The sequence below is a fragment of the Nocardioides sp. Leaf307 genome (assembly GCF_001423135.1).
In the GTDB taxonomy this organism is placed as follows: domain Bacteria; phylum Actinomycetota; class Actinomycetes; order Propionibacteriales; family Nocardioidaceae; genus Nocardioides; species Nocardioides kribbensis.
Genome location: NZ_LMNY01000002.1, coordinates 988248 through 1010382 on the forward strand (window position 1 = coordinate 988248; position 22135 = coordinate 1010382).

33 protein-coding genes are annotated in these 22135 nt (G+C 71.5%); 6 read left to right on the forward strand and 27 right to left on the reverse strand.

All coding sequences use genetic code 11. From position 1 onward, the window contains the following. Positions 1-51: 51 nt before the first annotated feature. The 24 genes from map to rpsJ all read right to left on the reverse strand — a co-directional run bounded on the left by map (position 52) and on the right by rpsJ (position 12554). A complete protein-coding gene (map, locus tag ASF50_RS13855) occupies positions 52-867 on the reverse strand; it encodes a type I methionyl aminopeptidase (RefSeq protein ID WP_414855742.1) in 816 nt (271 codons plus the stop codon). 8 nt (positions 868-875) lie between these two features. Further along, the gene (locus ASF50_RS13860) at positions 876-1451 is read right to left on the reverse strand and encodes an adenylate kinase (RefSeq protein ID WP_056862091.1); all 576 of its coding nucleotides are present in this window, start codon (positions 1449-1451) and stop codon (positions 876-878) included. 1 nt (position 1452) lies between these two features. Continuing rightward, the gene (gene secY, locus ASF50_RS13865; protein WP_056904803.1) at positions 1453-2754 is read right to left on the reverse strand and encodes a preprotein translocase subunit SecY; all 1302 of its coding nucleotides are present in this window, start codon (positions 2752-2754) and stop codon (positions 1453-1455) included. Positions 2755-2923: 169 nt separating this feature from the next. After that, positions 2924-3364: a 50S ribosomal protein L15 gene (rplO, locus tag ASF50_RS13870; protein ID WP_056862089.1), complete on the reverse strand. Its 441-nt coding sequence runs from the start codon at positions 3362-3364 to the stop codon at positions 2924-2926. Between the two features lies 1 nt (position 3365). Continuing rightward, positions 3366-3548, reverse strand: coding sequence for a 50S ribosomal protein L30 (gene rpmD / locus ASF50_RS13875; protein ID WP_056862088.1), 183 nt, complete (start codon positions 3546-3548; stop codon positions 3366-3368). Further along, a complete protein-coding gene (gene rpsE, locus ASF50_RS13880; RefSeq protein WP_056904804.1) occupies positions 3548-4177 on the reverse strand; it encodes a 30S ribosomal protein S5 in 630 nt (209 codons plus the stop codon). Before rpsE ends, rpmD begins: the two co-directional genes overlap by 1 nt. Before the next feature lie 37 nt (positions 4178-4214). Then, positions 4215-4598 carry a 50S ribosomal protein L18 gene (rplR, locus tag ASF50_RS13885; RefSeq protein ID WP_056862086.1) on the reverse strand — a complete coding sequence of 128 codons (384 nt, stop codon included), beginning with the start codon at positions 4596-4598 and terminating at the stop codon, positions 4215-4217. 1 nt (position 4599) lies between these two features. Next, on the reverse strand, positions 4600-5139 hold the full coding sequence (gene rplF / locus ASF50_RS13890) for a 50S ribosomal protein L6 (protein ID WP_056862085.1): 540 nt from the start codon (positions 5137-5139) through the stop codon (positions 4600-4602). Between the two features lie 30 nt (positions 5140-5169). Then, a complete protein-coding gene (gene rpsH / locus ASF50_RS13895; protein WP_056862084.1) occupies positions 5170-5577 on the reverse strand; it encodes a 30S ribosomal protein S8 in 408 nt (135 codons plus the stop codon). An 82-nt stretch (positions 5578-5659) separates the two neighbouring features. After that, positions 5660-5845, reverse strand: a complete 186-nt coding sequence (locus ASF50_RS13900; protein WP_011757321.1) for a type Z 30S ribosomal protein S14 — start codon at positions 5843-5845, stop codon at positions 5660-5662. A 1-nt stretch (position 5846) separates the two neighbouring features. Continuing rightward, positions 5847-6434 (reverse strand): 50S ribosomal protein L5, encoded by a 588-nt coding sequence (gene rplE / locus ASF50_RS13905; protein WP_056862083.1) that lies wholly within the window; start codon positions 6432-6434, stop codon positions 5847-5849. Continuing rightward, positions 6434-6796, reverse strand: coding sequence for a 50S ribosomal protein L24 (gene rplX / locus ASF50_RS13910; protein WP_056862082.1), 363 nt, complete (start codon positions 6794-6796; stop codon positions 6434-6436). Before rplX ends, rplE begins: the two co-directional genes overlap by 1 nt. Further along, the gene (rplN, locus tag ASF50_RS13915) at positions 6796-7164 is read right to left on the reverse strand and encodes a 50S ribosomal protein L14 (protein ID WP_056862081.1); all 369 of its coding nucleotides are present in this window, start codon (positions 7162-7164) and stop codon (positions 6796-6798) included. The genes rplX and rplN overlap by 1 nt, the downstream gene beginning before the upstream one ends. Before the next feature lie 99 nt (positions 7165-7263). After that, positions 7264-7542, reverse strand: coding sequence for a 30S ribosomal protein S17 (rpsQ, locus tag ASF50_RS13920; RefSeq protein ID WP_056862080.1), 279 nt, complete (start codon positions 7540-7542; stop codon positions 7264-7266). Continuing rightward, positions 7539-7784, reverse strand: a complete 246-nt coding sequence (gene rpmC, locus ASF50_RS13925; protein ID WP_056862079.1) for a 50S ribosomal protein L29 — start codon at positions 7782-7784, stop codon at positions 7539-7541. Before rpmC ends, rpsQ begins: the two co-directional genes overlap by 4 nt. Further along, a complete protein-coding gene (gene rplP / locus ASF50_RS13930) occupies positions 7784-8203 on the reverse strand; it encodes a 50S ribosomal protein L16 (protein WP_056862078.1) in 420 nt (139 codons plus the stop codon). The genes rpmC and rplP overlap by 1 nt, the downstream gene beginning before the upstream one ends. 5 nt (positions 8204-8208) lie before the next feature. Then, a complete protein-coding gene (gene rpsC, locus ASF50_RS13935; protein WP_056862077.1) occupies positions 8209-9045 on the reverse strand; it encodes a 30S ribosomal protein S3 in 837 nt (278 codons plus the stop codon). Next, a complete protein-coding gene (rplV, locus tag ASF50_RS13940; protein WP_082499867.1) occupies positions 9045-9470 on the reverse strand; it encodes a 50S ribosomal protein L22 in 426 nt (141 codons plus the stop codon). The genes rpsC and rplV overlap by 1 nt, the downstream gene beginning before the upstream one ends. A 34-nt stretch (positions 9471-9504) precedes the next feature. After that, the gene (rpsS, locus tag ASF50_RS13945) at positions 9505-9786 is read right to left on the reverse strand and encodes a 30S ribosomal protein S19 (RefSeq protein ID WP_056599671.1); all 282 of its coding nucleotides are present in this window, start codon (positions 9784-9786) and stop codon (positions 9505-9507) included. 5 nt (positions 9787-9791) lie between these two features. Beyond that, the gene (gene rplB, locus ASF50_RS13950) at positions 9792-10628 is read right to left on the reverse strand and encodes a 50S ribosomal protein L2 (RefSeq protein WP_056862076.1); all 837 of its coding nucleotides are present in this window, start codon (positions 10626-10628) and stop codon (positions 9792-9794) included. A gap of 29 nt (positions 10629-10657) precedes the next feature. Then, positions 10658-10963 (reverse strand): 50S ribosomal protein L23, encoded by a 306-nt coding sequence (gene rplW, locus ASF50_RS13955; RefSeq protein ID WP_056862075.1) that lies wholly within the window; start codon positions 10961-10963, stop codon positions 10658-10660. Next, positions 10960-11568 carry a 50S ribosomal protein L4 gene (rplD, locus tag ASF50_RS13960; RefSeq protein WP_056862074.1) on the reverse strand — a complete coding sequence of 203 codons (609 nt, stop codon included), beginning with the start codon at positions 11566-11568 and terminating at the stop codon, positions 10960-10962. Before rplD ends, rplW begins: the two co-directional genes overlap by 4 nt. A 4-nt stretch (positions 11569-11572) precedes the next feature. After that, entirely contained in the window at positions 11573-12235 is a 663-nt protein-coding gene (gene rplC / locus ASF50_RS13965) for a 50S ribosomal protein L3 (RefSeq protein WP_082499866.1), read from the reverse strand. Positions 12236-12245: 10 nt separating this feature from the next. Continuing rightward, positions 12246-12554 carry a 30S ribosomal protein S10 gene (gene rpsJ / locus ASF50_RS13970; protein ID WP_008360994.1) on the reverse strand — a complete coding sequence of 103 codons (309 nt, stop codon included), beginning with the start codon at positions 12552-12554 and terminating at the stop codon, positions 12246-12248. A gap of 628 nt (positions 12555-13182) precedes the next feature. On the opposite strand from rpsJ, the gene ASF50_RS19290 reads away from it, so the two are divergent. From ASF50_RS19290 to ASF50_RS13995, 5 genes are read left to right on the forward strand one after another with little or no spacing between them, the layout of a single operon-like run. Further along, entirely contained in the window at positions 13183-14121 is a 939-nt protein-coding gene (locus tag ASF50_RS19290) for a hypothetical protein (protein WP_056904805.1), read from the forward strand. Then, positions 14118-14729 carry a DUF4129 domain-containing protein gene (locus ASF50_RS19295; RefSeq protein WP_056904806.1) on the forward strand — a complete coding sequence of 204 codons (612 nt, stop codon included), beginning with the start codon at positions 14118-14120 and terminating at the stop codon, positions 14727-14729. The genes ASF50_RS19290 and ASF50_RS19295 overlap by 4 nt, the downstream gene beginning before the upstream one ends. Then, complete coding sequence (locus ASF50_RS13985; protein ID WP_056904807.1) at positions 14726-15829, forward strand: DUF4350 domain-containing protein; 1104 nt, start codon at positions 14726-14728, stop codon at positions 15827-15829. Before ASF50_RS19295 ends, ASF50_RS13985 begins: the two co-directional genes overlap by 4 nt. Beyond that, positions 15826-16818 (forward strand): AAA family ATPase, encoded by a 993-nt coding sequence (locus tag ASF50_RS13990; protein WP_056862070.1) that lies wholly within the window; start codon positions 15826-15828, stop codon positions 16816-16818. The genes ASF50_RS13985 and ASF50_RS13990 overlap by 4 nt, the downstream gene beginning before the upstream one ends. An 8-nt stretch (positions 16819-16826) precedes the next feature. After that, positions 16827-18119 (forward strand): DUF58 domain-containing protein, encoded by a 1293-nt coding sequence (locus ASF50_RS13995; protein WP_056904808.1) that lies wholly within the window; start codon positions 16827-16829, stop codon positions 18117-18119. 4 nt (positions 18120-18123) lie between these two features. On the opposite strand, the gene ASF50_RS14000 is transcribed toward ASF50_RS13995, so the two are convergent. Next, a complete protein-coding gene (locus tag ASF50_RS14000; RefSeq protein WP_056904809.1) occupies positions 18124-19119 on the reverse strand; it encodes a stage II sporulation protein M in 996 nt (331 codons plus the stop codon). A 23-nt stretch (positions 19120-19142) separates the two neighbouring features. Between ASF50_RS14000 and ASF50_RS14005 the strand changes: the two genes are divergently transcribed. Then, the gene (locus ASF50_RS14005) at positions 19143-19952 is read left to right on the forward strand and encodes an RDD family protein (protein WP_056904810.1); all 810 of its coding nucleotides are present in this window, start codon (positions 19143-19145) and stop codon (positions 19950-19952) included. A gap of 43 nt (positions 19953-19995) precedes the next feature. On the opposite strand, the gene ASF50_RS14010 is transcribed toward ASF50_RS14005, so the two are convergent. Both ASF50_RS14010 and trmB read right to left on the reverse strand, forming a co-directional pair. After that, a complete protein-coding gene (locus tag ASF50_RS14010) occupies positions 19996-21210 on the reverse strand; it encodes a S8 family peptidase (protein ID WP_056862838.1) in 1215 nt (404 codons plus the stop codon). A gap of 170 nt (positions 21211-21380) precedes the next feature. Next, the gene (gene trmB, locus ASF50_RS14015; protein ID WP_056904811.1) at positions 21381-22103 is read right to left on the reverse strand and encodes a tRNA (guanosine(46)-N7)-methyltransferase TrmB; all 723 of its coding nucleotides are present in this window, start codon (positions 22101-22103) and stop codon (positions 21381-21383) included. Between the last annotated feature and the right edge of the window lie 32 nt (positions 22104-22135).

Below are 22135 nucleotides of genomic sequence, written 5' to 3' on the forward strand. Positions count from 1 at the left end.
GCAGCCGGGTCGGGGACCCGGTGCGGAGCGGGCTCACGGTACCCGCCGGGGTCACCGTCCGCCGAACGGGACGCCGAGGCCGGTCAGGGCCTCCTCGCCGCCGTCGAGGGCGGTCAGGACCCAGGCGCCGTCGGCGGTGAGGGCGAAGGTGTGCTCGAAGTGCGCGGCGCGGCTGCCGTCGGTGGTCACGACGGTCCAGTCGTCGTCGAGCACGTCGGTCTCGGCGCTGCCGAGGGTGATCATGGGCTCCACGGCCAGGGCCAGACCGCGGACGAGCTTGGGGCCCTTGCCGGGCTTGCCGTAGTTGGGGACGTTGGGCGGCAGGTGCATCTCGGTGCCGATCCCGTGCCCGGTGTAGTCCTCGAGGATGCCGTAGTCGCCCTGCGAGCGGACGTAGGTCTCGACCGCGTGACCGATGTCGGAGACCCGTCCGCCGAGCCGCGCCGCAGCGATGCCGCGCCACATCGACTCCTCGGTGACGCGCATCAGCTCCACGAGCTCCGCCGACACCTCGCCGACCGCCACGGTGATCGCGGCGTCGCCGTGCCACCCCTCGACGATCGCGCCGCAGTCGATGGAGATGACGTCACCGGGGGCCAGCACCTCGTCGGCGCCGGGGATGCCGTGCACCACCCGGTCGTTGACCGAGGCGCAGATCGAGGCGGGGAACCCGTGGTAGCCCTTGAAGGAGGGCACTCCCCCGCCGCTGCGGATCGCGTCCTCGGCCACGGCGTCGAGCTCGGCGGTGCTGATGCCGGGACGCACCGCGGAGCGCAGCAGCTCCAGGGTCTCCCCCACGAGCAGGCCGGCGCGACGCATCGCGACGACCTGCTCCGGGGTCTTGATCTCCAGGCCGCGGTCGAGCAGGCCCACGGTCAGCTCTGCGGCAGGTCGTCGAGGGCGTCGAAGATCCGCTTGGTCACGTCGGCGACCTCGCCCATGCCGTCGACCTCGACCAGCAGGCCGCGGTCGCGGTAGACCCCGATGAGCGGCTCGGTCTGCTCGGCGTAGACCTCCTGGCGGCGTCGGATGACGTCCTCGGTGTCGTCGGCGCGACCCTCGACCTGGGCGCGCTGGACCAGCCGGGCCACCAGCTCGTCCTCGTCGACGGTGAGCACGACCACGGCGTCGAGGGAGTGGCCGGTGAAGGCGATCATCCCGTCGAGCTCCTCGACCTGCGCCAGCGTGCGCGGGTAGCCGTCGAGCAGGAAGCCGGGCGTGGCGTCGTCCTCGTCGATGCGGTTGCGCACCATGAGGTTGGTGACCTCGTCGGGCACGTAGTCGCCGGCGTCCATGTACCGCTTGGCCTCGACGCCGAGGGGGGTGCCCTGGGAGACGTTGGCGCGGAAGATGTCGCCGGTGGAGATGGCGGGGATGCCGAAGTGCTCGGCGACGAACTTGGCCTGGGTGCCCTTGCCGGCCCCGGGCGGGCCCATGAAGATCATTCGCATGTCAGCGGAGGAATCCTTCGTAGTTTCGCTGCTGGAGCTGGCTCTCGATCTGCTTCACCGTGTCCAGCGCGACGCCGACCATGATGAGGATCGAGGTGCCACCGAACGGGAAGTTCTGGTTGGCGTCGATCAGCACGAGGGCGATGAGCGGGATGAGGGCGATCAGTCCGAGGTAGAGCGCGCCCGGCAGCGTGATGCGGGACAGGACGTAGGACAGGTAGTCCTCGGTCGGCTTGCCCGCCCGGATCCCGGGGATGAAGCCGCCGTACTTCTTCATGTTGTCGGCCACCTCGACGGGGTTGAAGGTGATCGAGACGTAGAAGTAGGTGAAGAAGACGATGAGCAGGAAGAACGTCGCCATGTAGAGCGGGTGGGCCCCGGTGACGAAGTACTTGCTGATCCACTCCACCCACGGCGAGGGGTTGGTCTGGTTGAACTGCACCGCCATCGCCGGCAGGTAGAGCAGCGAGGAGGCGAAGATGACCGGGATGATGCCGGCCTGGTTGACCTTCAGCGGGATGTAGGTCGAGCTGCCGCCGAACATCTTGCGTCCGACCATGCGGCGTGCGTACTGCACCGGGATCCGGCGCTGGGCCTGCTCGATGAAGATGACCGCGGCGATGATGACCAGGCCGATCGCGATGACCAGGCCGAAGACCCACCAGCCCTGGCTCTTTTGGACCTCCCAGAGCGCGGCCGGGAAGGTCGCGACGACCTGGGTGAAGATCAGGATGGACATGCCGTTGCCGATGCCGCGCTCGGTGATGAGCTCGCCGAGCCACATGATCACCGCGGTGCCGGCGGTCATGGTGATGACCATGACCAGGAAGGTCTGCGTGCCGTTGCTGTGCAGCAGCGGCAGGTTGCACTGCAGCAGGTTGCCCGATCGCGCCAGCGCGACGATGCCCGTGGCCTGCAGCAGCGCGAGGCCCAGGGTGAGGTAGCGGGTGTACTGGGTGATCTTCGTCTGGCCCGCCTGGCCCTCCTTCTTCAGCGCCTCGAGCCGCGGGATGACCACGACGAGCAGCTGCAGGATGATGCTGGCGGTGATGTACGGCATGATGCCGAGCGCGAAGATCGTGAGCTGGAGCAGCGCGCCACCCGAGAACAGGTTGACCAGGCTGTAGAGGCTGGCGTTGTCACCTGTCTGCGCGATGTCGATGCACTGCTGGACGTTGGCGACGTTCACGCCGGGGGCGGGGATCTGCGACCCGGCCCGGAAGATCACGATGATCCCCAGGACGAAGAGCAGCTTGCGACGCAGGTCCGGTGTCCGGAAAGCGTTGGCGAAGGCGCCTAGCACGGGCAGATCCTCTTTCCTCACAACGATGAGCGGCTCCCACGGACGACCATGGAAGCCTCGGGAAGCCTAACAGGGGTGGTGACCCACACCTCGTCGGCCTCACGAGTGACGGCAAAGGCGCGGCCAGCACGCTGGTGAGCGGTGCCGGCCGCGCCTTGACGGGGCTGGGTCAGACCAGGCTGGTGGTGCCGCCTGCGGACTCGATCTTCTCCTTGGCCGACGCCGAGAACGCGTGGGCGCTCACGTCGACCTTGACCGAGCAGTCGCCCTGGCCGAGGACCTTGACCGGGTGACCGTCGCGGACGGCGCCGCGGGCCACGAGCTCGTCGACGGTGACGGAGCCACCCTCGGGGAAGAGCGCGCTGATCCGGTCCAGGTTCACGACCTGGAACTCGACCTTGAACGGGTTCTTGAAGCCCTTGAGCTTGGGCAGACGCATGTGGATCGGCATCTGGCCACCCTCGAAGGCCACCGGGACCTGGTACCGGGCCTTGGTGCCCTTGGTACCGCGACCCGACGTCTTGCCCTTCGAGGCCTCACCGCGACCCACACGGGTCTTCGCGGTCTTGGCGCCCGGAGCGGGGCGCAGGTGGTGCAGCTTGAGCGTCATGTCAGTCGACCTCCTCGACCGTCACCAGGTGACGGACCGTGTTGACCATGCCGCGGATCTCGGGACGGTCCTCCTTGACGACGACGTCACCGATCCGCTTCAGGCCGAGGGTGCGCAGCGTCTCGCGCTGGTTGGCCTTGAGGCCGACCGTGCCCCTCTTCTGCTGGACCTTGAGCTGTGCCATCAGGAGGACACCTCCTGCGAGACGCCCGCGGGCACCTCGGTGCGCGCCTTGAGCAGCGCCGCCGGGGCGACGTCCTCGACCGGCAGGCCACGACGGGCGGCCACGGCCTCGGGCTGCTCGAGCATGCGCAGCGCCTCGACGGTCGCGTGCACGATGTTGATCTGGTTCGACGACCCGAGCGACTTGCTCAGGATGTCGTGGATGCCGGCGCACTCGAGCACCGCACGCACCGGGCCACCGGCGATGACGCCGGTACCGGGCGAGGCGGGACGCAGCATGACCACGCCGGCCGCCTTCTCACCCTGGACGGGGTGCGGGATCGTGCCCTGGATCCGGGGGACCCGGAAGAAGGCCTTCTTGGCCTCCTCGACACCCTTGGCGATCGCCGCGGGCACCTCCTTGGCCTTGCCGTAGCCGACTCCGACCAGACCTTCGCCGTCACCGACGACCACGAGGGCGGTGAAGCTGAAGCGACGACCACCCTTCACGACCTTCGCGACGCGGTTGATCGCCACGACGCGCTCGATGTAGGCGGTCTTGTCAGTCTGGCCACCGCGACGGTCGTCGCGACCGCGACGGTCACCAGACTGGCGCTCGCCACTGCGCTGTCCGCGCTGGGCTCCGCTCATGAGACTGTTCCTCTTCTCTTCACTTGCGATGTCTGGATCAGAACGTCAGGCCGCCCGAACGGGCGCCGTCCGCGAGGGCCGCGACGCGGCCGTGGTACTTGTTGCCGGCGCGGTCGAAGACGACCCCGTCGACACCGGCAGCCTTGGCGCGCTCGGCGACGAGCTCGCCGACCTTCTTCGCCTTGGCGGTCTTGTCGCCCTCGTAGCCGCGCAGGTCGGTCTCCATGGTGGAGGCCGAGGCCAGCGTCTTGCCGACCAGGTCGTCGACGACCTGGACGGTGATGTGCTTGGAGGAGCGGGTCACGACCAGGCGAGGACGCTCGGCGGTGCCGGCGACCTTCTTGCGGCCACGGACCTGGCGACGCAGGCGCGACTTGACGCGAGCGGCGGTGTGCTTGTTGTTCGAGAGCGAGATGCCCATGTCACTTACCAGCCTTTCCGACCTTGCGGCGGACCTGCTCGCCGGCGTAACGAACACCCTTGCCCTTGTAGGGCTCGGGCTTGCGCAGCTTGCGGATCTTCGCGGCCGTCTCGCCGACGAGCTGCTTGTCGATGCCCTGGACACCCAGGCGGGTCGGGCCGTCGACGGTGAAGGTGATGCCCTCGGGGGCGTCGAAGATGATCGGGTGGGAGTACCCGAGCTGGAACTCCAGCTGGGTCGGGCCCTTCGACAGGACGCGGTAGCCCACGCCGACGATCTCGAGCTTCTTCTCGTAGCCGTCGGTGACACCGACGACCATGTTGTTGATGAGCGTGCGGCTCAGGCCGTGCAGCGACTTGCTGATGCGGTGGTCGTCGGGGCGGGTGACGTCGAGGACGCCCTCCCCCTTCACCACGGCGATCGGCTCGGCGACGGTATGCGTCAGGGCACCCTTGGGGCCCTTGACGGTCACCAGCTGGCCGTCGATCGCCACGTCGACACCGGACGGAACCGCGACGGGGAGCTTGCCAATACGCGACATGCTTTCAGTTCTCCTATCTCGGTCTCGTCGTCACCAGACGTAGGCGAGGACTTCTCCGCCCACGCCCTTCTGGTTGGCCTGTCGGTCGGTCAGCAGGCCCTGGCTCGTCGAGATGATCGCGACGCCCAGCCCGCCCAGCACCTTCGGGAGACCCGTGTGCTTGGCGTAGACCCGGAGGCCCGGCTTGCTGATCCGGCGCACGCCCGCGATGGAGCGCTCCCGGTTGCGGCCGTACTTGAGCGTGATGGTCAGCGTCTTGCCGACCTCGCCCTCACCCGGCTCGGTGACGTCGTAGGAGGTGATGTAGCCCTCCTGCTTGAGGATGTCGGCGACACCCTGCTTGATCTTGCTGTACGGCATGGAAACCGCGTCGTGGTACGCCTGGTTGGCGTTACGCAGACGAGTGAGCATGTCTGCGATCGGGTCTGTCATCGTCATGGCCTGCTGCGGCCCTTTCTCCACCGTGGTTTCGCACCTGTAGCTCAGGTGCGACCTGCAGCGATCTTTGAATTGGGAAGGATTACCAGGAGGACTTGGTCACGCCGGGCAGCTCGCCCCGGTGCGCCATCTCTCGCAGGCAGATGCGGCACAGGCCGAACTTGCGGTAGACGGCCTTGGGCCGGCCACAGCGCTGGCAGCGGGTGTAGCCGCGGACAGCGAACTTCGGCTTGCGAGCGGCCTTGACCTTCAGAGCGGTCTTCGCCATGTCAGTTCTCCTTGAACGGGAAGCCCAGCTGCTTGAGCAGCGCGCGGCCCTGGTCGTCGGTCGTGGCCGTCGTGACGATGGTGATGTCCATGCCGCGGGAACGGTCGATCCGGTCCTGGTCGATCTCGTGGAACATGACCTGCTCGGTCAGACCGAAGGTGTAGTTGCCCCGGCCGTCGAACTGCTGGGGCGAGAGGCCGCGGAAGTCGCGGATGCGCGGGAGCGCCAGCGACAGCAGCCGGTCGAGGAACTCCCACATGCGGTCGCCGCGCAGCGTGGTGTGCGCACCGATCGGCATGCCCTCGCGCAGCTTGAACTGCGCGATCGACTTGCGGGCCTTGGTCACGAGCGGCTTCTGGCCGGTGATCGCGGTGAGGTCGCGCACGGCGCCCTCGATCAGCTTGGAGTCGCGGGCAGCCTCGCCCACACCCATGTTGACCACGATCTTGACCAGGCCGGGGACCTGCATGACGTTCCCGATCTCGAACTCCGACTGCAGCGCGGGGAGGATCTCCTCGCGGTAGCGGGTCTTGAGGCGGGGGGTGACCTTCGCGGACGCAGCCACGTCGGGGGTCTGGGTCTCGGTCATCAGATCTCCTTGCCGCTCTTGCGCGAGATGCGGACGCTGCGCTCGGCCTGGTACGTCGAGCCGTCGGGGCGACGCTTGGTGACCTCGTCACGGCGGAAGCCGATCCGGGTCACGCCGTCGCCCTCGACGAGCATCACGTTGGACACGTGGATGGGGGCCTCGGCGGTGATGATGCCGCCGGTGCTGCCCGAGCCGCCCTGGTTGACGACCTTGGTGTGCCGCTTGACGCGGTTGACACCCTCGACGATCACCCGCTGCTCCTCACGGAGCACCTGGATGACCTTGCCCTCGGCGCCCTTGTCCTTGCCGGCGATCACCTTGACGGTGTCGCCCTTCTTGATGTTCACGGACGACTTGGCCATCAGAGCACCTCCGGTGCGAGCGAGATGATCTTCATGAAGCGCTTGTCGCGCAGCTCGCGGCCCACGGGGCCGAAGATGCGCGTGCCGCGGGGCTCGCCGTCGTTCTTGAGGATCACGGCGGCGTTCTCGTCGAAGCGGATGTAGGAACCGTCGGGACGGCGACGCTCCTTGACGGTGCGCACGATCACGGCCTTGACGACATCGCCCTTCTTGACGTTGCCACCGGGGATCGCGTCCTTCACGGTGGCGACGATGACGTCACCGATGCCCGCGTAGCGCCGACCCGAGCCGCCGAGAACACGGATGCAGAGGATCTCCTTCGCACCGGTGTTGTCGGCGACCTTGAGTCGCGACTCCTGCTGGATCATTGAGTTTCTCCTGGTTGTCGAGCTGGTTCTCGCCGGCCTCGCGGGCCGTGAGCCTTGCCGAACTGGTGGGGTTGGATCTCGCCCGGCGAGGGCGAGGGGTTACTTCGCCTTCTCGAGGATCTCGATGACGCGCCAGCGCTTGGTCGCCGACAGCGGTCGGGTCTCCATGAGCAGAACGCGGTCACCGATGCCGCACTCGTTGGCCTCGTCGTGCGCCTTGAGCTTGCTCGTGCGGCGCAGGACCTTGCCGTAGAGGGCGTGCTTCACGCGGTCCTCGACGGACACGACCACGGTCTTGTCCATCTTGTCGCTCACGACCAGGCCCTCGCGGACCTTGCGGGCGTTGCGCTCCGTGGTCTCGGCAGTCTGCTCGCTCATGCGGCACCATCCTCGTTGTCAGAACCCGGCGCCGTGCGGATGCCGAGCTCGCGCTCGCGCACCACGGTGTAGATCCGGGCGATGTCCTTCTTGACCGTGCGCAGCCGGCCGTGGCTCTCGAGCTGGCCGGTGGCGGCCTGGAACCGGAGGTTGAACAGCTCCTCCTTGGCCTCGCGCAGCTTCGCCTCGAGGTCGACGTCGTTCATCTCGTCGAGCTCGTGGGCAGCGATACCGTTGGGCATCAGAATTCACCCGCCTCTCGCGAGATGAACCGGCACTTCATCGGGAGCTTGTGCATCGCGCGGCGCATGGCCTCGCGTGCGGTGCCCTCGTCGACGCCGGAGAGTTCGAACATGACGCGGCCGGGCTTGACGTTCGCCACCCACCACTCGGGGGAACCCTTACCGGAACCCATGCGGGTCTCGGCAGGCTTCTTGGTCAGCGGGCGGTCGGGGTAGATGTTGATCCACACCTTGCCGCCTCGCTTGATGTGACGGGTCATCGCGATACGGGCCGACTCGATCTGTCGGTTCGTGACGTAGTGACCCTCGATGGCCTGGATCCCGAACTCGCCGAAGGCGAGACGGGTGCCACCCTTGGCCGCACCGGTCCGCTTGGGGTGGTGCTGCTTGCGGTGCTTGACGCGTCGGGGCATCAGCATGTCGGTCAGGCCTCCGATCCGGACTCAGCGGCGACGGGGGCAGCGGCCTCGGCCGGCGCCTCTGTGGTGGTGGCGGGAGCCTCGGCGCCGCGGTCGGCACGCGTCGGGCGGTCGCCGCGCGAGCCACGGCTCGGGCGCTCCCCGCCACGCTGCGGGCGACCACCGCGACCGGGGACCCCGGCGCGGGCGGCAGCCTGGGCCTGGCGCTCGGCACGGGTGCCGGCGACCTCGCCCTTGTAGATCCAGACCTTCACGCCGATGCGGCCGAAGGTCGTCTTGGCCTCGTAGAAGCCGTAGTCGATGTCGGCGCGCAGCGTGTGCAGCGGCACGCGACCCTCGCGGTAGAACTCGGTCCGCGACATCTCGGCGCCGTTGAGGCGGCCCGAGCACTGGATCCGGATGCCCTTGGCACCCGAGCGCATCGTGGTCTGCATCGCCTTGCGCATGGCGCGACGGAACTGCACACGGCCGGCGAGCTGCTCGGCGACGCCCTGGGCGACCAGCTGCGCGTCGACCTCGGGGTTCTTGACCTCGAGGATGTTCAGCTGCACCTGCTTGCCGGTGAGCTTCTCGAGCTCGCCGCGGATGCGGTCGGCCTCGGCGCCGCGGCGACCGATGACGATGCCGGGACGCGCGGTGTGGATGTCCACACGCACACGGTCACGGGTGCGCTCGATCTCCACCTTCGAGATCCCGGCGCGCTCCATGCCCTTCGACAGCAGCTTGCGGATGGCGACGTCCTCGCCGACGTACGACTTGTACAGCTTGTCGGCGTACCAACGGGACTTGTGGTCCGTCGAGATGCCGAGGCGGAAGCCGTTCGGGTTGATCTTCTGGCCCATCAGGCCTTCCTGCCCTTCTTCTCGGCGACCACGGCAGCCGGCTGGACGACCAGCGTGATGTGGCTGGTGCGCTTGTTGATCCGCGTCGCACGGCCCTGGGCCCGGGGGCGCCAGCGCTTCATGGTGGGACCCTCGTCGACCATCGCGACGGAGACCACCAGGTCGCCACGGTCGAGACCCTCGGTGGTCTCGGCGTTGGCGACGGCGCTCTCCAGCACCTTGTAGACGGTCTCCGAGGCGGCCTGCGGCGCGAACTGCAGCAGGGCCAGGGCCTCGTCGACGTGCATGCCGCGGACCAGGTCCACGACACGACGGGCCTTCAGCGGGGTGATCCGCGTGTGACGCGCGCTCGCGAAGGCGCCCGGCTGGTCGCCGAGCAGCGACTCGCGTCGGGCGCTCGTGCGCCCTCGCTCAGTAACGCTCATAGCTCGTTCTCTCCAGTTCCCAGAGCCGGCCGCATCAGCGGCGGCGGCCCTTCCGGTCTTCCTTCACGTGCCCGCGGTAGGTGCGGGTGGGGGCGAACTCGCCCAGCTTGTGGCCGACCATCGAGTCGGTCACGAACACCGGGACGTGCTTGCGCCCGTCGTGCACGGCGATGGTGTGACCGATCATGTCGGGCACGATCATCGACCGGCGCGACCAGGTCTTGATGACGTTGTGCGAGCCCTTCTCGTTCTCGGCGTCCACCTTCTTCTGAAGGTGGTCGTCGATGAAGGGGCCCTTCTTCAGGCTGCGAGGCATGTCGGTTACTTCCTACCCTTGCCGGACTTGCGACGACGGATGATCTGGGAGTCGGAGGCCTTGCGCTTGCGCGTGCGGCCCTCGGGCTTGCCCCAGGGGGACACCGGGTGACGACCACCCGAGGTCTTGCCCTCGCCACCACCGTGCGGGTGGTCGACCGGGTTCATCACGACGCCTCGCACCGTCGGGCGCTTGCCCTTCCAGCGCATGCGGCCGGCCTTGCCCCAGTTGATGTTCGACTGCTCGGCGTTGCCGACCTCGCCGATCGTGGCGCGGCAGCGCACGTCGACGAAGCGCATCTCGCCCGAGGGCATGCGCAGCGTGGCGCGGCTGCCCTCACGGGCGACCAGCTGGGCGCTGTTGCCGGCGGAGCGGGCGATCTTCGCGCCGCCGCCGGGCCGCAGCTCCACGGCGTGGATGGTCGAACCGACCGGGATGTTGCGCAGCGGCAGGTTGTTGCCGGTCTTGATGTCGGCGTGGGGGCCGCTCTCGACCGGGGTGCCCTGCGTCAGGCCCTTCGGCGCGATGATGTAGCGCTTCTCGCCGTCGGCGTAGTGCAGCAGCGCGATGCGCGCGGTGCGGTTCGGGTCGTACTCGATGTGGGCGACCTTCGCCGGGACGCCGTCCTTGTCGTAGCGACGGAAGTCGATGATCCGGTAGGCGCGCTTGTGACCGCCGCCCTGGTGCCGGGTGGTGATCCGACCCTGGTTGTTGCGACCGCCCTTCTTGGGCAGCGGCACGACCAGGGACTTCTCCGGCGTGGTGCGGGTGATCTCGACGAAGTCGGCGACCGACGAGCCACGACGGCCCGGGGTGGTCGGCTTGTACTTGCGGATAGCCATTGTCTATGTCCTCGTATCCAGCTGCCCGGTCAGGAGACCGGACCCCCGAAGATGTCGATGCGGTGACCCTCGGCGAGGCTGACGATCGCGCGCTTCGTGTCCTTGCGCTTGCCCAGACCGTTGCGGGTCCGACGGGTCTTGCCCGCGCGGTTCAGCGTGTTCACCGAGGTGACCTTGACGCCGAAGATCTTCTCGACCGCGATCTTGATCTCGGTCTTGTTGGCGTCGGGGTGCACGACGAACGTGTACTTGTTCGCGTCGAGCAGGCCGTAGCTCTTCTCCGACACGACCGGCGCGAGCAGGACGTCGCGGTGGTCCTTGTGCAGGGTGCTCACTTGGCATCCTCCTTGGCGCTCACGAGCACGTCGTACGCGCCCTTGCTGAAGACCACGTCGTCGGCAGCGAGCACGTCGTAGGTGTTGAGCTGGTCGACGGCCACGATGTGCACGTGCTGCGCGTTGCGCAGCGAGAGCCAGGTGACGGAGTCGTTGCGCTCGAGCACCACGAGGAACTTCGTGCGCTCCGAGAGGCCGGCCAGGTTGGCCAGGGCGCTCTTGGTCGAGGGGACGTCGCCGGTGACGAGCGACTCCACGACGTGGATGCGGTCGTTGCGGGCCCGGTCGGAGAGGGCGGCGCGCAGGGCGGCGGCCTTCATCTTCTTGGGGGTGCGCTGGTCGTAGCTGCGCGGCTGCGGGCCGTGGACCACGCCACCGCCGGCGAACTGCGGCGCGCGGGTCGAGCCCTGGCGGGCGCGGCCGGTGCCCTTCTGCTTGTAGGGCTTGCGACCACCACCGCGGACCTCGGCCCGCGTCTTGGTGGCGTGCGTGCCCTGGCGCGCAGCGGCCTGCTGGGCCACGACGACCTGGTGCATCAGGGGGATGTTGACCGCCACGTCGAAGATCTCGGCGGGCAGGTCGACCTTGACGGTCTTGATAGCCATGTGCTCAGGCCTCCTGCGTCTTCTTGGCAGCCGAGCGGAGCACGATCAGCCCGCCGCGGGGGCCGGGAACGGCACCCTTGAGCAGGATCAGGCCCTTCTCGACGTCGACGGCGTGCACGGTGACGTTCTGGGTCGTGACCGTGTCACTACCCATCCGGCCGGCCATGCGGACGCCCTTGAACACTCGGCCCGGCGTGGCGCAGGCGCCGATCGAGCCGGGCTTGCGGTGGTTGCGGTGGGCACCGTGCGAGGCGGACACACCGGCGAAGCCGTGACGCTTCATGACACCGGCGAAGCCCTTGCCCTTGCTGGTGCCGGTGACGTCGATCTCCTCGCCCGCGGCGAAGGTGTCGACGGCGAGCTCCTGGCCCACGGTGTAGTCGCCGGCCGCAGCGGTGCGGATCTCGACGAGGTGACGGCGGGGGGTGGTGCCCGCGGTCTTGGTGAAGTGACCGGCCTGCGGCTTGTTGACCTTGCGGGCCTCGATCTCGCCGAACCCGATCTGCACGGCGTTGTAGCCGTCCTTCTCGGGGGTGCGGACCTGGGTGACCACGTTGGTGCTCGCGGCGATCACGGTCACGGGGACGATGCGGTTGTTCTCGTCCCACAGCTGGGTCATGCCGAGCTTCGTGCCCAGCAGGCCCTTCTGGTTGCGTTCCATCGTCATGTCAGTGACCTCAGAGCTTGATCTCGATGTCGACGCCGGCAGGCAGGTCGAGGCGCATGAGCGAGTCGACCGTCTTCGGCGTCGGGTCGATGATGTCGATGAGGCGCTTGTGGGTGCGCATCTCGAAGTGCTCGCGGGAGTCCTTGTACTTGTGGGGCGAGCGGATCACGCAGTACACGTTCTTCTCGGTCGGCAGCGGCACCGGGCCGGCGACCTTGGCACCCGTGCGGGTGACCGTGTCCACGATCTTGCGCGCCGAGGTGTCGATCACCTCGTGGTCATAGGCCTTGAGCCTGATGCGGATCTTCTGTCCCGCCATAGGTCTCGTCCGTCCTTCTTCTCAGCTGCCGCGTGCGTGTCCGGGATTCCTCGGGCTTGAGTGGGTCCCGCCCTGTTGCCATCACCTCGTGGCCGACCCCCGCGGTCGGGCGTGTCGCGCGGCCTGCACAAGGATCTGCGCTGGGCACGACACAGGACCGGGATCCTGCTCACGTCTGATCGGTGACGCCCGACGGTTCGTCAGGCTGATCGGGTCTCCTGGTGCGGTGCCGCCACGGGCCGACCACCACCGATCTCCCCATCACTGGGTGCCCCTCGAGGGAGCGGAGACGCGATTCAGTAGTCAAGATGTGGCGCACCCCGGCAACCCGCCGAAGCAACCGGACTATCTTGGCAGATCCCTCCGGTGGGGCCAAATCGTCCTGGCGGCCGCCGGTGGAGGTCGGGTCGGGCGCCGGGTCGAGCACCGCCGATCGGGCCCACCTGCGAGGATGGCGACCCACGCAGGTCGTGCCGGACCGGGCACGCACGACGGGAGAGCGATGTCGAACGACCACGGCCATCCGCCGCCCGGCGGCTGGGGCCCGCCGCCTCCGGGGTGGGCCCCTCCTCCCCCGGGTCCGACCCCGCCGCCCGGCATGTGGGGCCCGCCCCCGGCCCCACGGCCGGTGCACCGGCCCGGCGCGGTGCCGCTGCGCCCGCTGGGCCTGGGCGACCTCTACGACGCCGCCTTCCGCACGATCCGGCACAACCCGCAGGCCACCGTCGGTGCCGCCGTGCTGGTCGCCGCGGTGGCGATGGTGGTCCCCGTGCTGGTCACCAGCGTGCTCACCTTCACCGTCGACCTCAGCCTGCTCTCGGCCGACTCGCCGTCGACGGAGTCGGTGGTGGGCTTCCTCGGGTCGTTCGGCGCCCTGGGTGTCGGCGCGCTCCTGCAGCAGGTGGGGCTCATCCTCGTGGCGGGCATGGTGGCCCACGTCGTGGCCGCGGCCGCCGTCGGTCGCCGCCTGAGCCTCGGCGAGGCGTGGCGGGCCACGGCCGGCCAACGGCTGCGGCTCGTCGGCCTCGCCGCGCTCCTCCTCGTGCTGACGCTGACGGTGGTGGCGCTCTACGCCGCCACCTACGTGCCCGTCGTGCTGCTGTCGACCGCCACCTGGCAGGTCGTGGTCTACGCCGTGCTCAGCGGACTGCTCCTCGTGGCGTTCATGACATGGTTCTGGATCCGGGTCTACTACCTGCCCGCGCCGGCGCTGATGATGGAGGGCCTCACGATCCGCCAGGCCCTGCGCCGCGGCTACGGGCTGACCCGGGGCGCCTTCTGGCGCACCTTCGGCATCGCGCTGCTCACCGTCGTGCTCACCGGCGTGACGAGCTCGGTGCTCACCCTGCCCTTCTCCTTCGGCGGACAGCTCGCCCTGCTGGCGGTCGGGCCGGAGTACCAGGTGCTCGGCCTGGTGCTGCTCCAGGCCCTGTCGACGGTCGTCTCCACGGCGTTCGTGGCCCCCTTCACCACCGCCGTCACGGCGCTGCAGTACCTCGACCTGCGCATCCGCCGCGAGGCCTACGACGTCGACCTGATGACCCAGGCGGGGATCACCCGGCCGTGACCCCGCTGCTCGTGGCGGGGCCGACCCCCTCCCCCGACGACGCCCGCACGGCGCTGCGCCAGGAGCTGCTGCGCCCGGAGTACCACGAGCGCGACGTGCTCCAGCAGGTGCTCGACGCGCTCCAGCGACTCGTCGACGACGCCCTGGTCGCCGCGTCGGGGGCGCCTCCGCTGACCGCGCTCGCCGCCGTCGTCGTGGCGCTGCTGCTCGTGCTCGCCCTCGGCTGGCTCCTCTCGCGGACGCGCGGGTCGGCGCGCCTCGCCGGGCCCGACGACGCCGTGCTCGCCGGCACCGGTGTCGGAGCCGACGAGCTCACCCGCCGCGCGCACGCCGCCGCGGCCGACGGGCGCTGGGACGACGTGGTCGTCGAGGCCTTCCGTGCGCTCACCCTGCGCGAGGTCGAGCGCGGCCTGCTCGCCGACAACCCCGGGGCGACGGCCCGCGAGGTGGCCCACGCCCTCGGTGCGGGCCACCCCCCGCTGGCCGACGCGGCCGCAGCCGCCGCCCGGACCTTCGACCTGGTGCGCTACGGCGAGCGGCGCGCCGACGAGGCCTCCGCGCGCGGTGTGCTCGACCTCCTCGGCACCCTGGTCGGGGCGCGCCGGTGAGGCGGCTGCGGCGCCACACCTCCGCCCTGGTCGTCGCGACCGCCCTCGCGGTCGCCGTGGTCGTCGCCGTGCTCCTCGGCGGCGGCGCCCGCACCACCGACCCCCTCGACCCCGACAACCCCGACCCCGACGGGGCGCAGGCCGTGGCCCGGGTGCTCGCCGACCGTGGCGTGCGGGTGGAGGTGGCCCGCGACGCCGCGGCGCTCGACGCGGCCGACGTCGACGCCGACACCACCGTGGTCGTCACCGGCACCGAGGCGCTGGGCCGCAGCACGGCCGAGGGCCTTCTGCGCGCCGCCGCCCCCGGCCGCCTGGTCGTGGTCGACGCCCGCCCGGGAGCGCTCGACGCCCTCGGCCTCGGCGCCGAGCCCCTGGCCGTCGACCCCGGCGACGGGCTCGCCGCCGGGTGCGGCACCCCGGCGCTGGCCGGACTCGTGCTCGCCACCGACACGGCCACGGCGTACGACGCGCCGGGCTGCTTCGGCAGCGGCGGACGCGCGGTGGTGGCCGAGGTCGGGGGCGTGACCCTCCTCGGGGCCGGGCAGGCGCTGAGCAACGACCAGGTGCTGCGCGCCGACAACGCCGCGGTGGCGCTGCGCCTGCTCGGCCAGGGGCAGCGCCTGGTGTGGTACGTGCCGTCGGCGGGTGACCTCGAGGGTGGCGACGCCGTCGGTCTCTCCGGGCTCGTGCCCCGCTGGGCCGCACCCGGTCTCGTGCTCGCCGTGGTCGTGCTCCTGGCCGTCGTGCTCTGGCGCGGGCGGCGGCTGGGCCGGCTCTCGGTCGAGCCGCTGCCGGTGGCGGTGAGCGCCGTCGAGACGACCCTGAGCCGTGGACGGCTCTACCACCACGCCTCCGACCGCGGCCACGCCGCGCGGGCGCTGCGCGAGGCCGCCCGACGGCGCGGTGCGGCCCGGCTGCGCCTCCCGGTGGGCGCCGGGCCCGACGTCGTCGCGGAGCAGGTCGCCGCCCGCACCGGCCGGTCCGCGGCCGACGTCGCCCGTCTGCTCGACCCCGACTCCCCCGCTCCCGGCACCGACCGGGACCTGATCGCCCTGGCCGGCGCGCTGGCCGAGCTCGACCGAGAGGTACGCACCCCGTGACCGACACCCCCCGACCCCTGACCGGGACCCCCGCCCCGACCGGCGACCCCCGCGAGCGCATCGCGGCGGTCCGCGCCGAGGTGGCCAAGGCCGTCGTCGGCCAGGACGCCGCCGTCTCCGGCCTGCTCGTCGCCCTGCTGTGCGGCGGCCACGTGCTCATGGAGGGGGTGCCGGGCACGGCCAAGACCCTGCTCGTGCGCAGCCTCGCCGGTGCGCTCTCGGTCGGCACCCGGCGCGTGCAGTTCACCCCCGACCTGATGCCGGGCGACATCACCGGCTCGATGGTGATCGAGGGCCAGGGCGGTGAGCTGCGCTTCCGGGAGGGGCCCGTCTTCACCCAGCTGCTGCTGGCCGACGAGATCAACCGGACCCCGCCCAAGACCCAGTCGGCGCTGCTGGAGGCGATGGAGGAGGGCCAGGTCTCGGTGGACGGCACCTCCCACCCGCTGCCCGTGCCCTTCCTGGTGGCGGCCACCCAGAACCCCGTGGAGCACGAGGGCACCTACCCGCTGCCCGAGGCCCAGCTCGACCGGTTCCTGCTCAAGGTGGTGCTGCCGGTGCCCGGGCGCGACGACGAGCTGGAGGTGCTGCGCCGCCACGCCGCGGGCTTCGACCCTCGCGACGTGGCCGCCGCCGGCGTCGGCCCGGTCGCCGGCCCCGACGACGTCGCCGCGGGACGCGCTGCCGTGGCCGCCGTGCAGGTCTCCCCGGAGGTCGTCGGCTACATCGTCGACATCGCCCGCGCCACCCGGACCTCCCCCTCGCTCAGCCTCGGTGTCAGCCCCCGCGGCACCACTGCGCTGCTGAGGACCTCCCGGGCGTGGGCCTGGCTCAACGGACGCGACTTCGTCACCCCCGACGACGTCAAGGCCCTCGCCCACGCCACGCTGGTGCACCGGCTGGGGCTGCGGCCCGAGGCCGAGCTCGAGGGCGTCGACGTCGGCCAGGTGCTCTCCTCGGCGATCGGCTCCGTGCCGGTCCCGCGCTGAGGAGCGCCGTGGCCGTCTCCGGTCGCCTCCCCCTGCTGCTGGCCCTCGGGCTGGTCGCGGTGGTGCTGCGCCCCGCCGTGGGCACGGTGTGGCTGTGGGTGCTGGTCGTCGGCGTGCTCGCGACGGCCGACCTCCTGCTCGCCGCGCGACCCGCCGCCCTGCACCTGGAGCGCCGGCCCGTGCCGACGACCCGGCTGCACGAGGAGGTCGAGAGCGCGCTGCTGGTGCGCAACGACGGGCGCCGACGGGTGCGCGGCGTCCTGCGCGACGCCTGGCAGCCCACCGCCGGGGCCGGGCCCGACCGGCACCGGCTCGACCTGGCCGGCGGCGCGACGGTCCTGCTCCGCACCCCGCTGCGCCCGCGCCGGCGCGGCGACCTGCGCGCCGTCGGCGTCACCGCGCGCTGCTGGGGGCCGCTCGGGCTCGTCGCCCGCCAGGCCACGACGGACCTGCCGGGCAGCGTGCGGGCGCTCCCGGCGTTCGAGTCGCGCAGGCACCTGCCCTCCCGCCTGGCCCGGCTGCGCGACCTCGACGGGCGCGCCGCCGTGCGGGTGCGGGGCCAGGGCACCGAGTTCGACTCGCTGCGCGAGTACGTGCGCGGCGACGACGTGCGCTCCATCGACTGGCGCTCCACGGCCCGCAACCGCTCGGTGGTCGTGCGCACCTGGCAGCCCGAGCGCGACCGCCGGGTGGTGCTCGTGCTCGACACCTCGCGCACCTCGGCCGGCCGCGTCGACGACGTGCCGCGCCTGGACTCCGCCATGGACGCCGCGCTGCTGCTGGGGGCGCTGGCCGCGCGCGCCGGCGACCGGGTCGACCTCCTGGCCGGTGACCGGGTCGTGCGGGCCCGACTGCGCGCGGCCGGGGCCCGCGACGTCGCGGCGCGGCTCCAGGAGCAGATGGCCGACCTGGAGCCCGTGATCGTGGAGGCCGACTGGCGCGCGCTGGCCGGCGCCGTCACCGGCCTGGGGCGGCAGCGGGCGCTGGTCGTGCTGCTGACCCCGCTGGAGCCCGCCGCGGTCGAGGAGGGCCTGCTGCCCGTGCTGCCCGTGCTGGTGCGCCACCACCGGGTGGTGCTGGCCTCCGTGCGCGACCCCGCGCTCGACCGGCTGGCCGCCGCCCGCGGCACCGCCGAGGAGGTGTACGCCGCCGCGGCGGCCGAGCAGGTGCTCGAGCGCCGGACCCGCACCGCCGAGCTGCTGCGCGCCCTCGGGGTCGACGTGGTCGACGCCGACGCCGAGCGGCTGCCCCCCGCGCTGGCCGACCACTACCTCGGGCTCAAGGCCCGCGGGCTGCTGTAGGGGCTCAGGCCTGGGTGGCGACCCGGTCCTCGAGCAGCGCGGCGTCGAGGTCGCCGGTGTGGCCCCGCTGCACCGCGCGGCGGCCCAGCACGAGGACGTAGGCGAGGAACACCGCCTCGGCGAGCACGCCGATGCCCACCCGGGCCCTGGTGGGTAGCCCCGAGGGCGTCACGAAGCCCTCGATGGCCCCCGAGACGAGGAGCACCACGACCAGGCCCAGTGCGACCGTGCCCGCCGTGCGGCCCTCGCGCGCGATCGACTGCGCCCGCGACAGCGCGCCGGGCTCGATCCACGACCAGAACAGCCGCAGGCCCACCCCGCCGGCCACGAAGACGGCCGTGAGCTCGAGCAGCCCGTGGGGCAGGATGAGGCCCCAGAACTGCTGCCCCCGGTCGGCGCGGTGCATGATCGAGCCGATGATCGCGAGGTTGCTGATGTTGGTGAAGAGCACGTAGACCACCGGCAGGCCCAGCACCCCGAGGGCGATGCAGAGCGCGGCGACCCAGGCGTTGTTGACCCACACCTGGGTGGCGAAGCTGCCAGCGGCGTACTCGCTGTAGTAGCCCTCGAAGTCCTGCTGCACCAGCTGGTCGACCTCGGCGGGCGAGAGCAGCGACTGCTCGACCACCGGGTTGTCGAGCAGCCACAGCATCATCACCGCGGTCACCACCACGTTGCCGGCCAGGCAGCCCAGCCACCACCAGCGCAGCCGGTAGAGAGCGGCGGGGAAGCGGTCGACGAAGAACGACGCCACCGTGCGCCACGAGCCGACCCGGGTGCCGACGGCGCGGTTGCGGGCGCGCGCCAGCAGCGAGGAGAGGTGGGCCACCAGCGTCGGGTCGGGGGCCGAGGCCCGCACGACCGAGAGGTGGGTGCCGACGCGCTGGTAGAGCTCGACCAGCTCGTCGCTGGCCGCCCCGTCGAGGCGCCGGCGGCCCACGAGCTCCTCGAGCTGCTGCCAGTCGCGCGCGTGCGCCTGCACGTAGGCGTCGAGGTCCACGCGCCCAGCCTAGACTGGCGGCGATGTCGACCCCCGAGCGCGCGCACCTCACCGCCGACGACCTCGTCACCGGCGACGCGGTCGCCCTCGACCTGCCGGCGGCCGGGCTCGGCGCCCGGATGGTGTCGGGGCTCATCGACGTGGTGGTCACCGTGGCGCTGCTCGTGGCCGTCGTGCTCCTGCTGCTCACCGCGACCCTGCAGGCCGACCAGGCCCTCGCCACCGTGGGCATGATCGGCTCGCTGATCGTGGTCTTCCTGGTCGTGCCGACCACGGTCGAGACGCTCACCCGCGGCAAGTCGCCGGGCAAGTGGGCGATGGGGCTGCGCACGGTGCGCGACGACGCCGGGCCGATCTCCTTCCAGCACGCCTTCGTGCGGTCGCTGGTCGGCTTCGTGGAGGTCTACGCCTTCACCGGGGCCCCGGCCTTCCTCTCCGCGCTGGTCAGCTCCCGGGGCAAGCGGCTGGGCGACTACGCCGCGGGCACCTACGTCGTGCGCGAGCGGGTGCGTCTGCAGCTCGCGCCGCCGCTGCCGATGCCGCCACCGCTCGCCGCGTGGGCCCGCGGCGCCGACATCGCGCCGCTGCCCCTGGGCCTCGCGGTCGCCGTGCGTCAGCTGCTGGGGCGCATGGGTCAGGTGGACCCTGCGGCGCGCGCGGGCCTGGCGGCGCGCCTGGCCGAGCAGGTGGCCCCGCACGTCTCACCGCCCCCGCCGCCCGGCACCCCGCCCGAGGCGTTCCTGGTGGCCGTCGTGGCCGCGCGCCGCGAGCGCGACACCGCGCGCCTGGAGCGCGAGGCCCGGATGCGCCAGCGGCTCACCGCACGCGGCTGAGCCCCCGACCGCGTCGGTCGGGGGCTCAGCGCGGGGCGACTGCTCAGTAGCTGGTGAAGAGCAGGCGGTTGGGCGAGCCGTTGACGCCGGAGACCACGTTGGTGGTGGCGTTGCCGAGGAGGGCGTTGGTCACCGTGGCCGGGGAGGCCGAGGGGTTGGTCTGGAGGTACTGCGCGGCCACGCCCGCGACGTGCGGGGAGGCCATCGAGGTGCCCGAGATGGTGTTGGTGGCCGTCGAGCTGCCGATCCACGCCGAGGTGATCGAGGAGCCCGGAGCGAAGATGTCCACGCAGGAGCCGTAGTTGGAGTACGACGCACGGGCGTCGCTCGACGTCGTGGCGCCGACGGTGATGGCCGACGCGGCGCGGGCGGGCGAGACGTTGCACGCGTTCTGGTTCTCGTTGCCGGCCGCGACGACGGTGGTGACACCGGCGTTGACCATGCGCTGGATGGCGGCGTCGGTGGCGCTGTCGGCGGGGCCGCCCAGGCTCATGTTGGCCACGGCCGGGCGCACGCCCTGGCCGGCGACCCAGTCCATGCCCGCGATGACGCCGGAGTTGGCGCCCGAGCCCTGGCAGTCGAGCACGCGCACGGGCACGAGGGTGACCTGCTTGGCCACGCCGTAGGTCGAGCCGCCGACGGTGCCGGCGACGTGGGTGCCGTGGCCGTTGCAGTCGCTGGTGCCGCGGCCGTCGTTGATGGCGGTGGCGCCCGCGGCGACGCGGCCGGCGAAGTCGGCGTGCGAGGCGTTGATGCCGGTGTCGATGACGTAGGCCCGCACGCCGGAGCCGGTGGCGTTGTAGGTGAAGGTGCCCGAGCGGGGCAGCGAGCGCTGGTCGATGCGGTCCAGGCCCCAGGTGGCGTTGCTCTGGGTGGCGGAGATCGTCACCACGGCGTCCTGCTGCACGAACTGCGTGTCGGGGTCGGCACGCACGGCGTCGAGCTGCTCGGGGGTCAGCCGCGCGGCGTAGCCGCCCAGGTCGTCGTAGACCTCGGTGACCTTGCCGCCCTCGCCGGCGACGGCGCCGTCGGCCTCGGCGCGGACCTTGTCGGCCCCCTCCTTCAGCACGACGATGTAGCGCCCGGAGATCGCGTCGGAGCTGCGCAGCAGCGGGGCGGAGCCTGCCTCGGCCGGCGCGGTGGCGACGGTGTCGGAGCCGGCGGGGAGCGCGGTGGCGGCGGGGCTGCCCGCGACGCCGACCGCACCGAGGGCGAGCGCGGCGAGGGCCGCGGTCGACAGGGCTGCGTGCTTGACCATCTTCATGACCTCCAAGGACCGGGTCCCGGTCCCCACGTAGGACACACGTCCCGAGAGCGGACGGTGGACGACACCACGTCGTCGGGCACAACCTCTCCCGCACGCACACCCGGTGACTAGCGGGGAAACCCTCGCAGCGACCCTCGCGGCACCCTCGCCGACCGGTCGGGTCAGACCCGGCGGTAGACCAGGTCGGTGATGTCCCGGCCGGCCTCGACGCCCTTGCGCTCGAACTTCGTCACCGGACGCTCGCCCCAGCGCTCCACGACGCCGCCCTCCAGGGCGGGCTCGGCGTCGAGGACGGCCTCCATCTGCTCGGCGTAGTCGCCCCAGTCGGTGGCCAGGCGCCACACGCCGCCGGGGCGCAGGCGGGAGGCGACCAGCGCCGCGAAGTCGGCGTCCACCAGGCGACGCTTGCGGTGCTTCTTCTTGTGCCACGGGTCGGGGAAGAACGTCCAGACCTCCTCCAGGGCGCCCGGGGCGATGCGGTGCTCGGTGGTCCACACGGCGTCGACCCCGCAGAGGCGCACGTTGGTCGCCCCCGTCTCGGCCAGCCGCCACAGGGTGTCGGCCACGCCCGGGCGCCACACCTCCAGCGCCAGCACGTCGTACGTCGGTCGCGCTGCGGCCAGGACCGCGGTGGCCTCCCCCACGCCCGAGCCGATCTCGAGGATCATCGGCGCCTGCCGGCCGAACCAGGCGGCCCAGGAGAAGTCGGGGTCGTCGACGGCCTCGTCGGGCACGACCAGACCGTCGTGGTGGGCCTCCCACGCCTCGGCCTGGCGCGGGGTGAAGCGCTGGCCGCGCCGGGAGTAGCTGAGCACCTCGCGCACCCGACGGCCGTCGTCGGTGAGCTTGAGGTGGGGGCGGGCCGGGGTCACCCGGTCGGTCATGTCTCTCCTCGGCGTTGCTGGCGCTGGTGCGG

Excerpts from the sequence above, each read along its gene's own strand:
- ASF50_RS13860 (WP_056862091.1), bottom strand. The coding sequence starts at position 1,451 with ATGCGAATGATCTTCATGGGCCCGCCCGGGGCCGGCAAGGGCACCCAG.
- rplO (WP_056862089.1), bottom strand. The coding sequence starts at position 3,364 with ATGACGCTCAAGCTGCACCACCTGCGCCCCGCTCCGGGCGCCAAGACC.
- rpmD (WP_056862088.1), bottom strand. The coding sequence starts at position 3,548 with ATGGCACAGCTCAAGGTCCAGCAGAAGAGGGGCACGGTCGGCCTCAAG.
- rpsE (WP_056904804.1), bottom strand. The coding sequence starts at position 4,177 with ATGAGCGGAGCCCAGCGCGGACAGCGCAGTGGCGAGCGCCAGTCTGGT.
- rplR (WP_056862086.1), bottom strand. The coding sequence starts at position 4,598 with ATGGGCATCTCGCTCTCGAACAACAAGCACACCGCCGCTCGCGTCAAG.
- rplF (WP_056862085.1), bottom strand. The coding sequence starts at position 5,139 with ATGTCGCGTATTGGCAAGCTCCCCGTCGCGGTTCCGTCCGGTGTCGAC.
- rpsH (WP_056862084.1), bottom strand. The coding sequence starts at position 5,577 with ATGACGATGACAGACCCGATCGCAGACATGCTCACTCGTCTGCGTAAC.
- ASF50_RS13900 (WP_011757321.1), bottom strand. The coding sequence starts at position 5,845 with ATGGCGAAGACCGCTCTGAAGGTCAAGGCCGCTCGCAAGCCGAAGTTC.
- rplE (WP_056862083.1), bottom strand. The coding sequence starts at position 6,434 with ATGACCGAGACCCAGACCCCCGACGTGGCTGCGTCCGCGAAGGTCACC.
- rplX (WP_056862082.1), bottom strand. The coding sequence starts at position 6,796 with ATGGCCAAGTCGTCCGTGAACATCAAGAAGGGCGACACCGTCAAGGTG.
- rplN (WP_056862081.1), bottom strand. The coding sequence starts at position 7,164 with ATGATCCAGCAGGAGTCGCGACTCAAGGTCGCCGACAACACCGGTGCG.
- rpsQ (WP_056862080.1), bottom strand. The coding sequence starts at position 7,542 with ATGAGCGAGCAGACTGCCGAGACCACGGAGCGCAACGCCCGCAAGGTC.
- rpmC (WP_056862079.1), bottom strand. The coding sequence starts at position 7,784 with ATGCCCAACGGTATCGCTGCCCACGAGCTCGACGAGATGAACGACGTC.
- rplP (WP_056862078.1), bottom strand. The coding sequence starts at position 8,203 with ATGCTGATGCCCCGACGCGTCAAGCACCGCAAGCAGCACCACCCCAAG.
- rpsC (WP_056862077.1), bottom strand. The coding sequence starts at position 9,045 with ATGGGCCAGAAGATCAACCCGAACGGCTTCCGCCTCGGCATCTCGACG.
- rplV (WP_082499867.1), bottom strand. The coding sequence starts at position 9,470 with ATGAGCGTTACTGAGCGAGGGCGCACGAGCGCCCGACGCGAGTCGCTG.
- rpsS (WP_056599671.1), bottom strand. The coding sequence starts at position 9,786 with ATGCCTCGCAGCCTGAAGAAGGGCCCCTTCATCGACGACCACCTTCAG.
- rplB (WP_056862076.1), bottom strand. The coding sequence starts at position 10,628 with ATGGCTATCCGCAAGTACAAGCCGACCACCCCGGGCCGTCGTGGCTCG.
- rplD (WP_056862074.1), bottom strand. The coding sequence starts at position 11,568 with ATGGCTATCAAGACCGTCAAGGTCGACCTGCCCGCCGAGATCTTCGAC.
- rplC (WP_082499866.1), bottom strand. The coding sequence starts at position 12,235 with ATGACGATGGAACGCAACCAGAAGGGCCTGCTGGGCACGAAGCTCGGC.
- rpsJ (WP_008360994.1), bottom strand. The coding sequence starts at position 12,554 with ATGGCGGGACAGAAGATCCGCATCAGGCTCAAGGCCTATGACCACGAG.
- ASF50_RS14005 (WP_056904810.1), top strand. The coding sequence starts at position 19,143 with ATGTCGACCCCCGAGCGCGCGCACCTCACCGCCGACGACCTCGTCACC.
- ASF50_RS14010 (WP_056862838.1), bottom strand. The coding sequence starts at position 21,210 with ATGGTCAAGCACGCAGCCCTGTCGACCGCGGCCCTCGCCGCGCTCGCC.
- trmB (WP_056904811.1), bottom strand. The coding sequence starts at position 22,103 with ATGACCGACCGGGTGACCCCGGCCCGCCCCCACCTCAAGCTCACCGAC.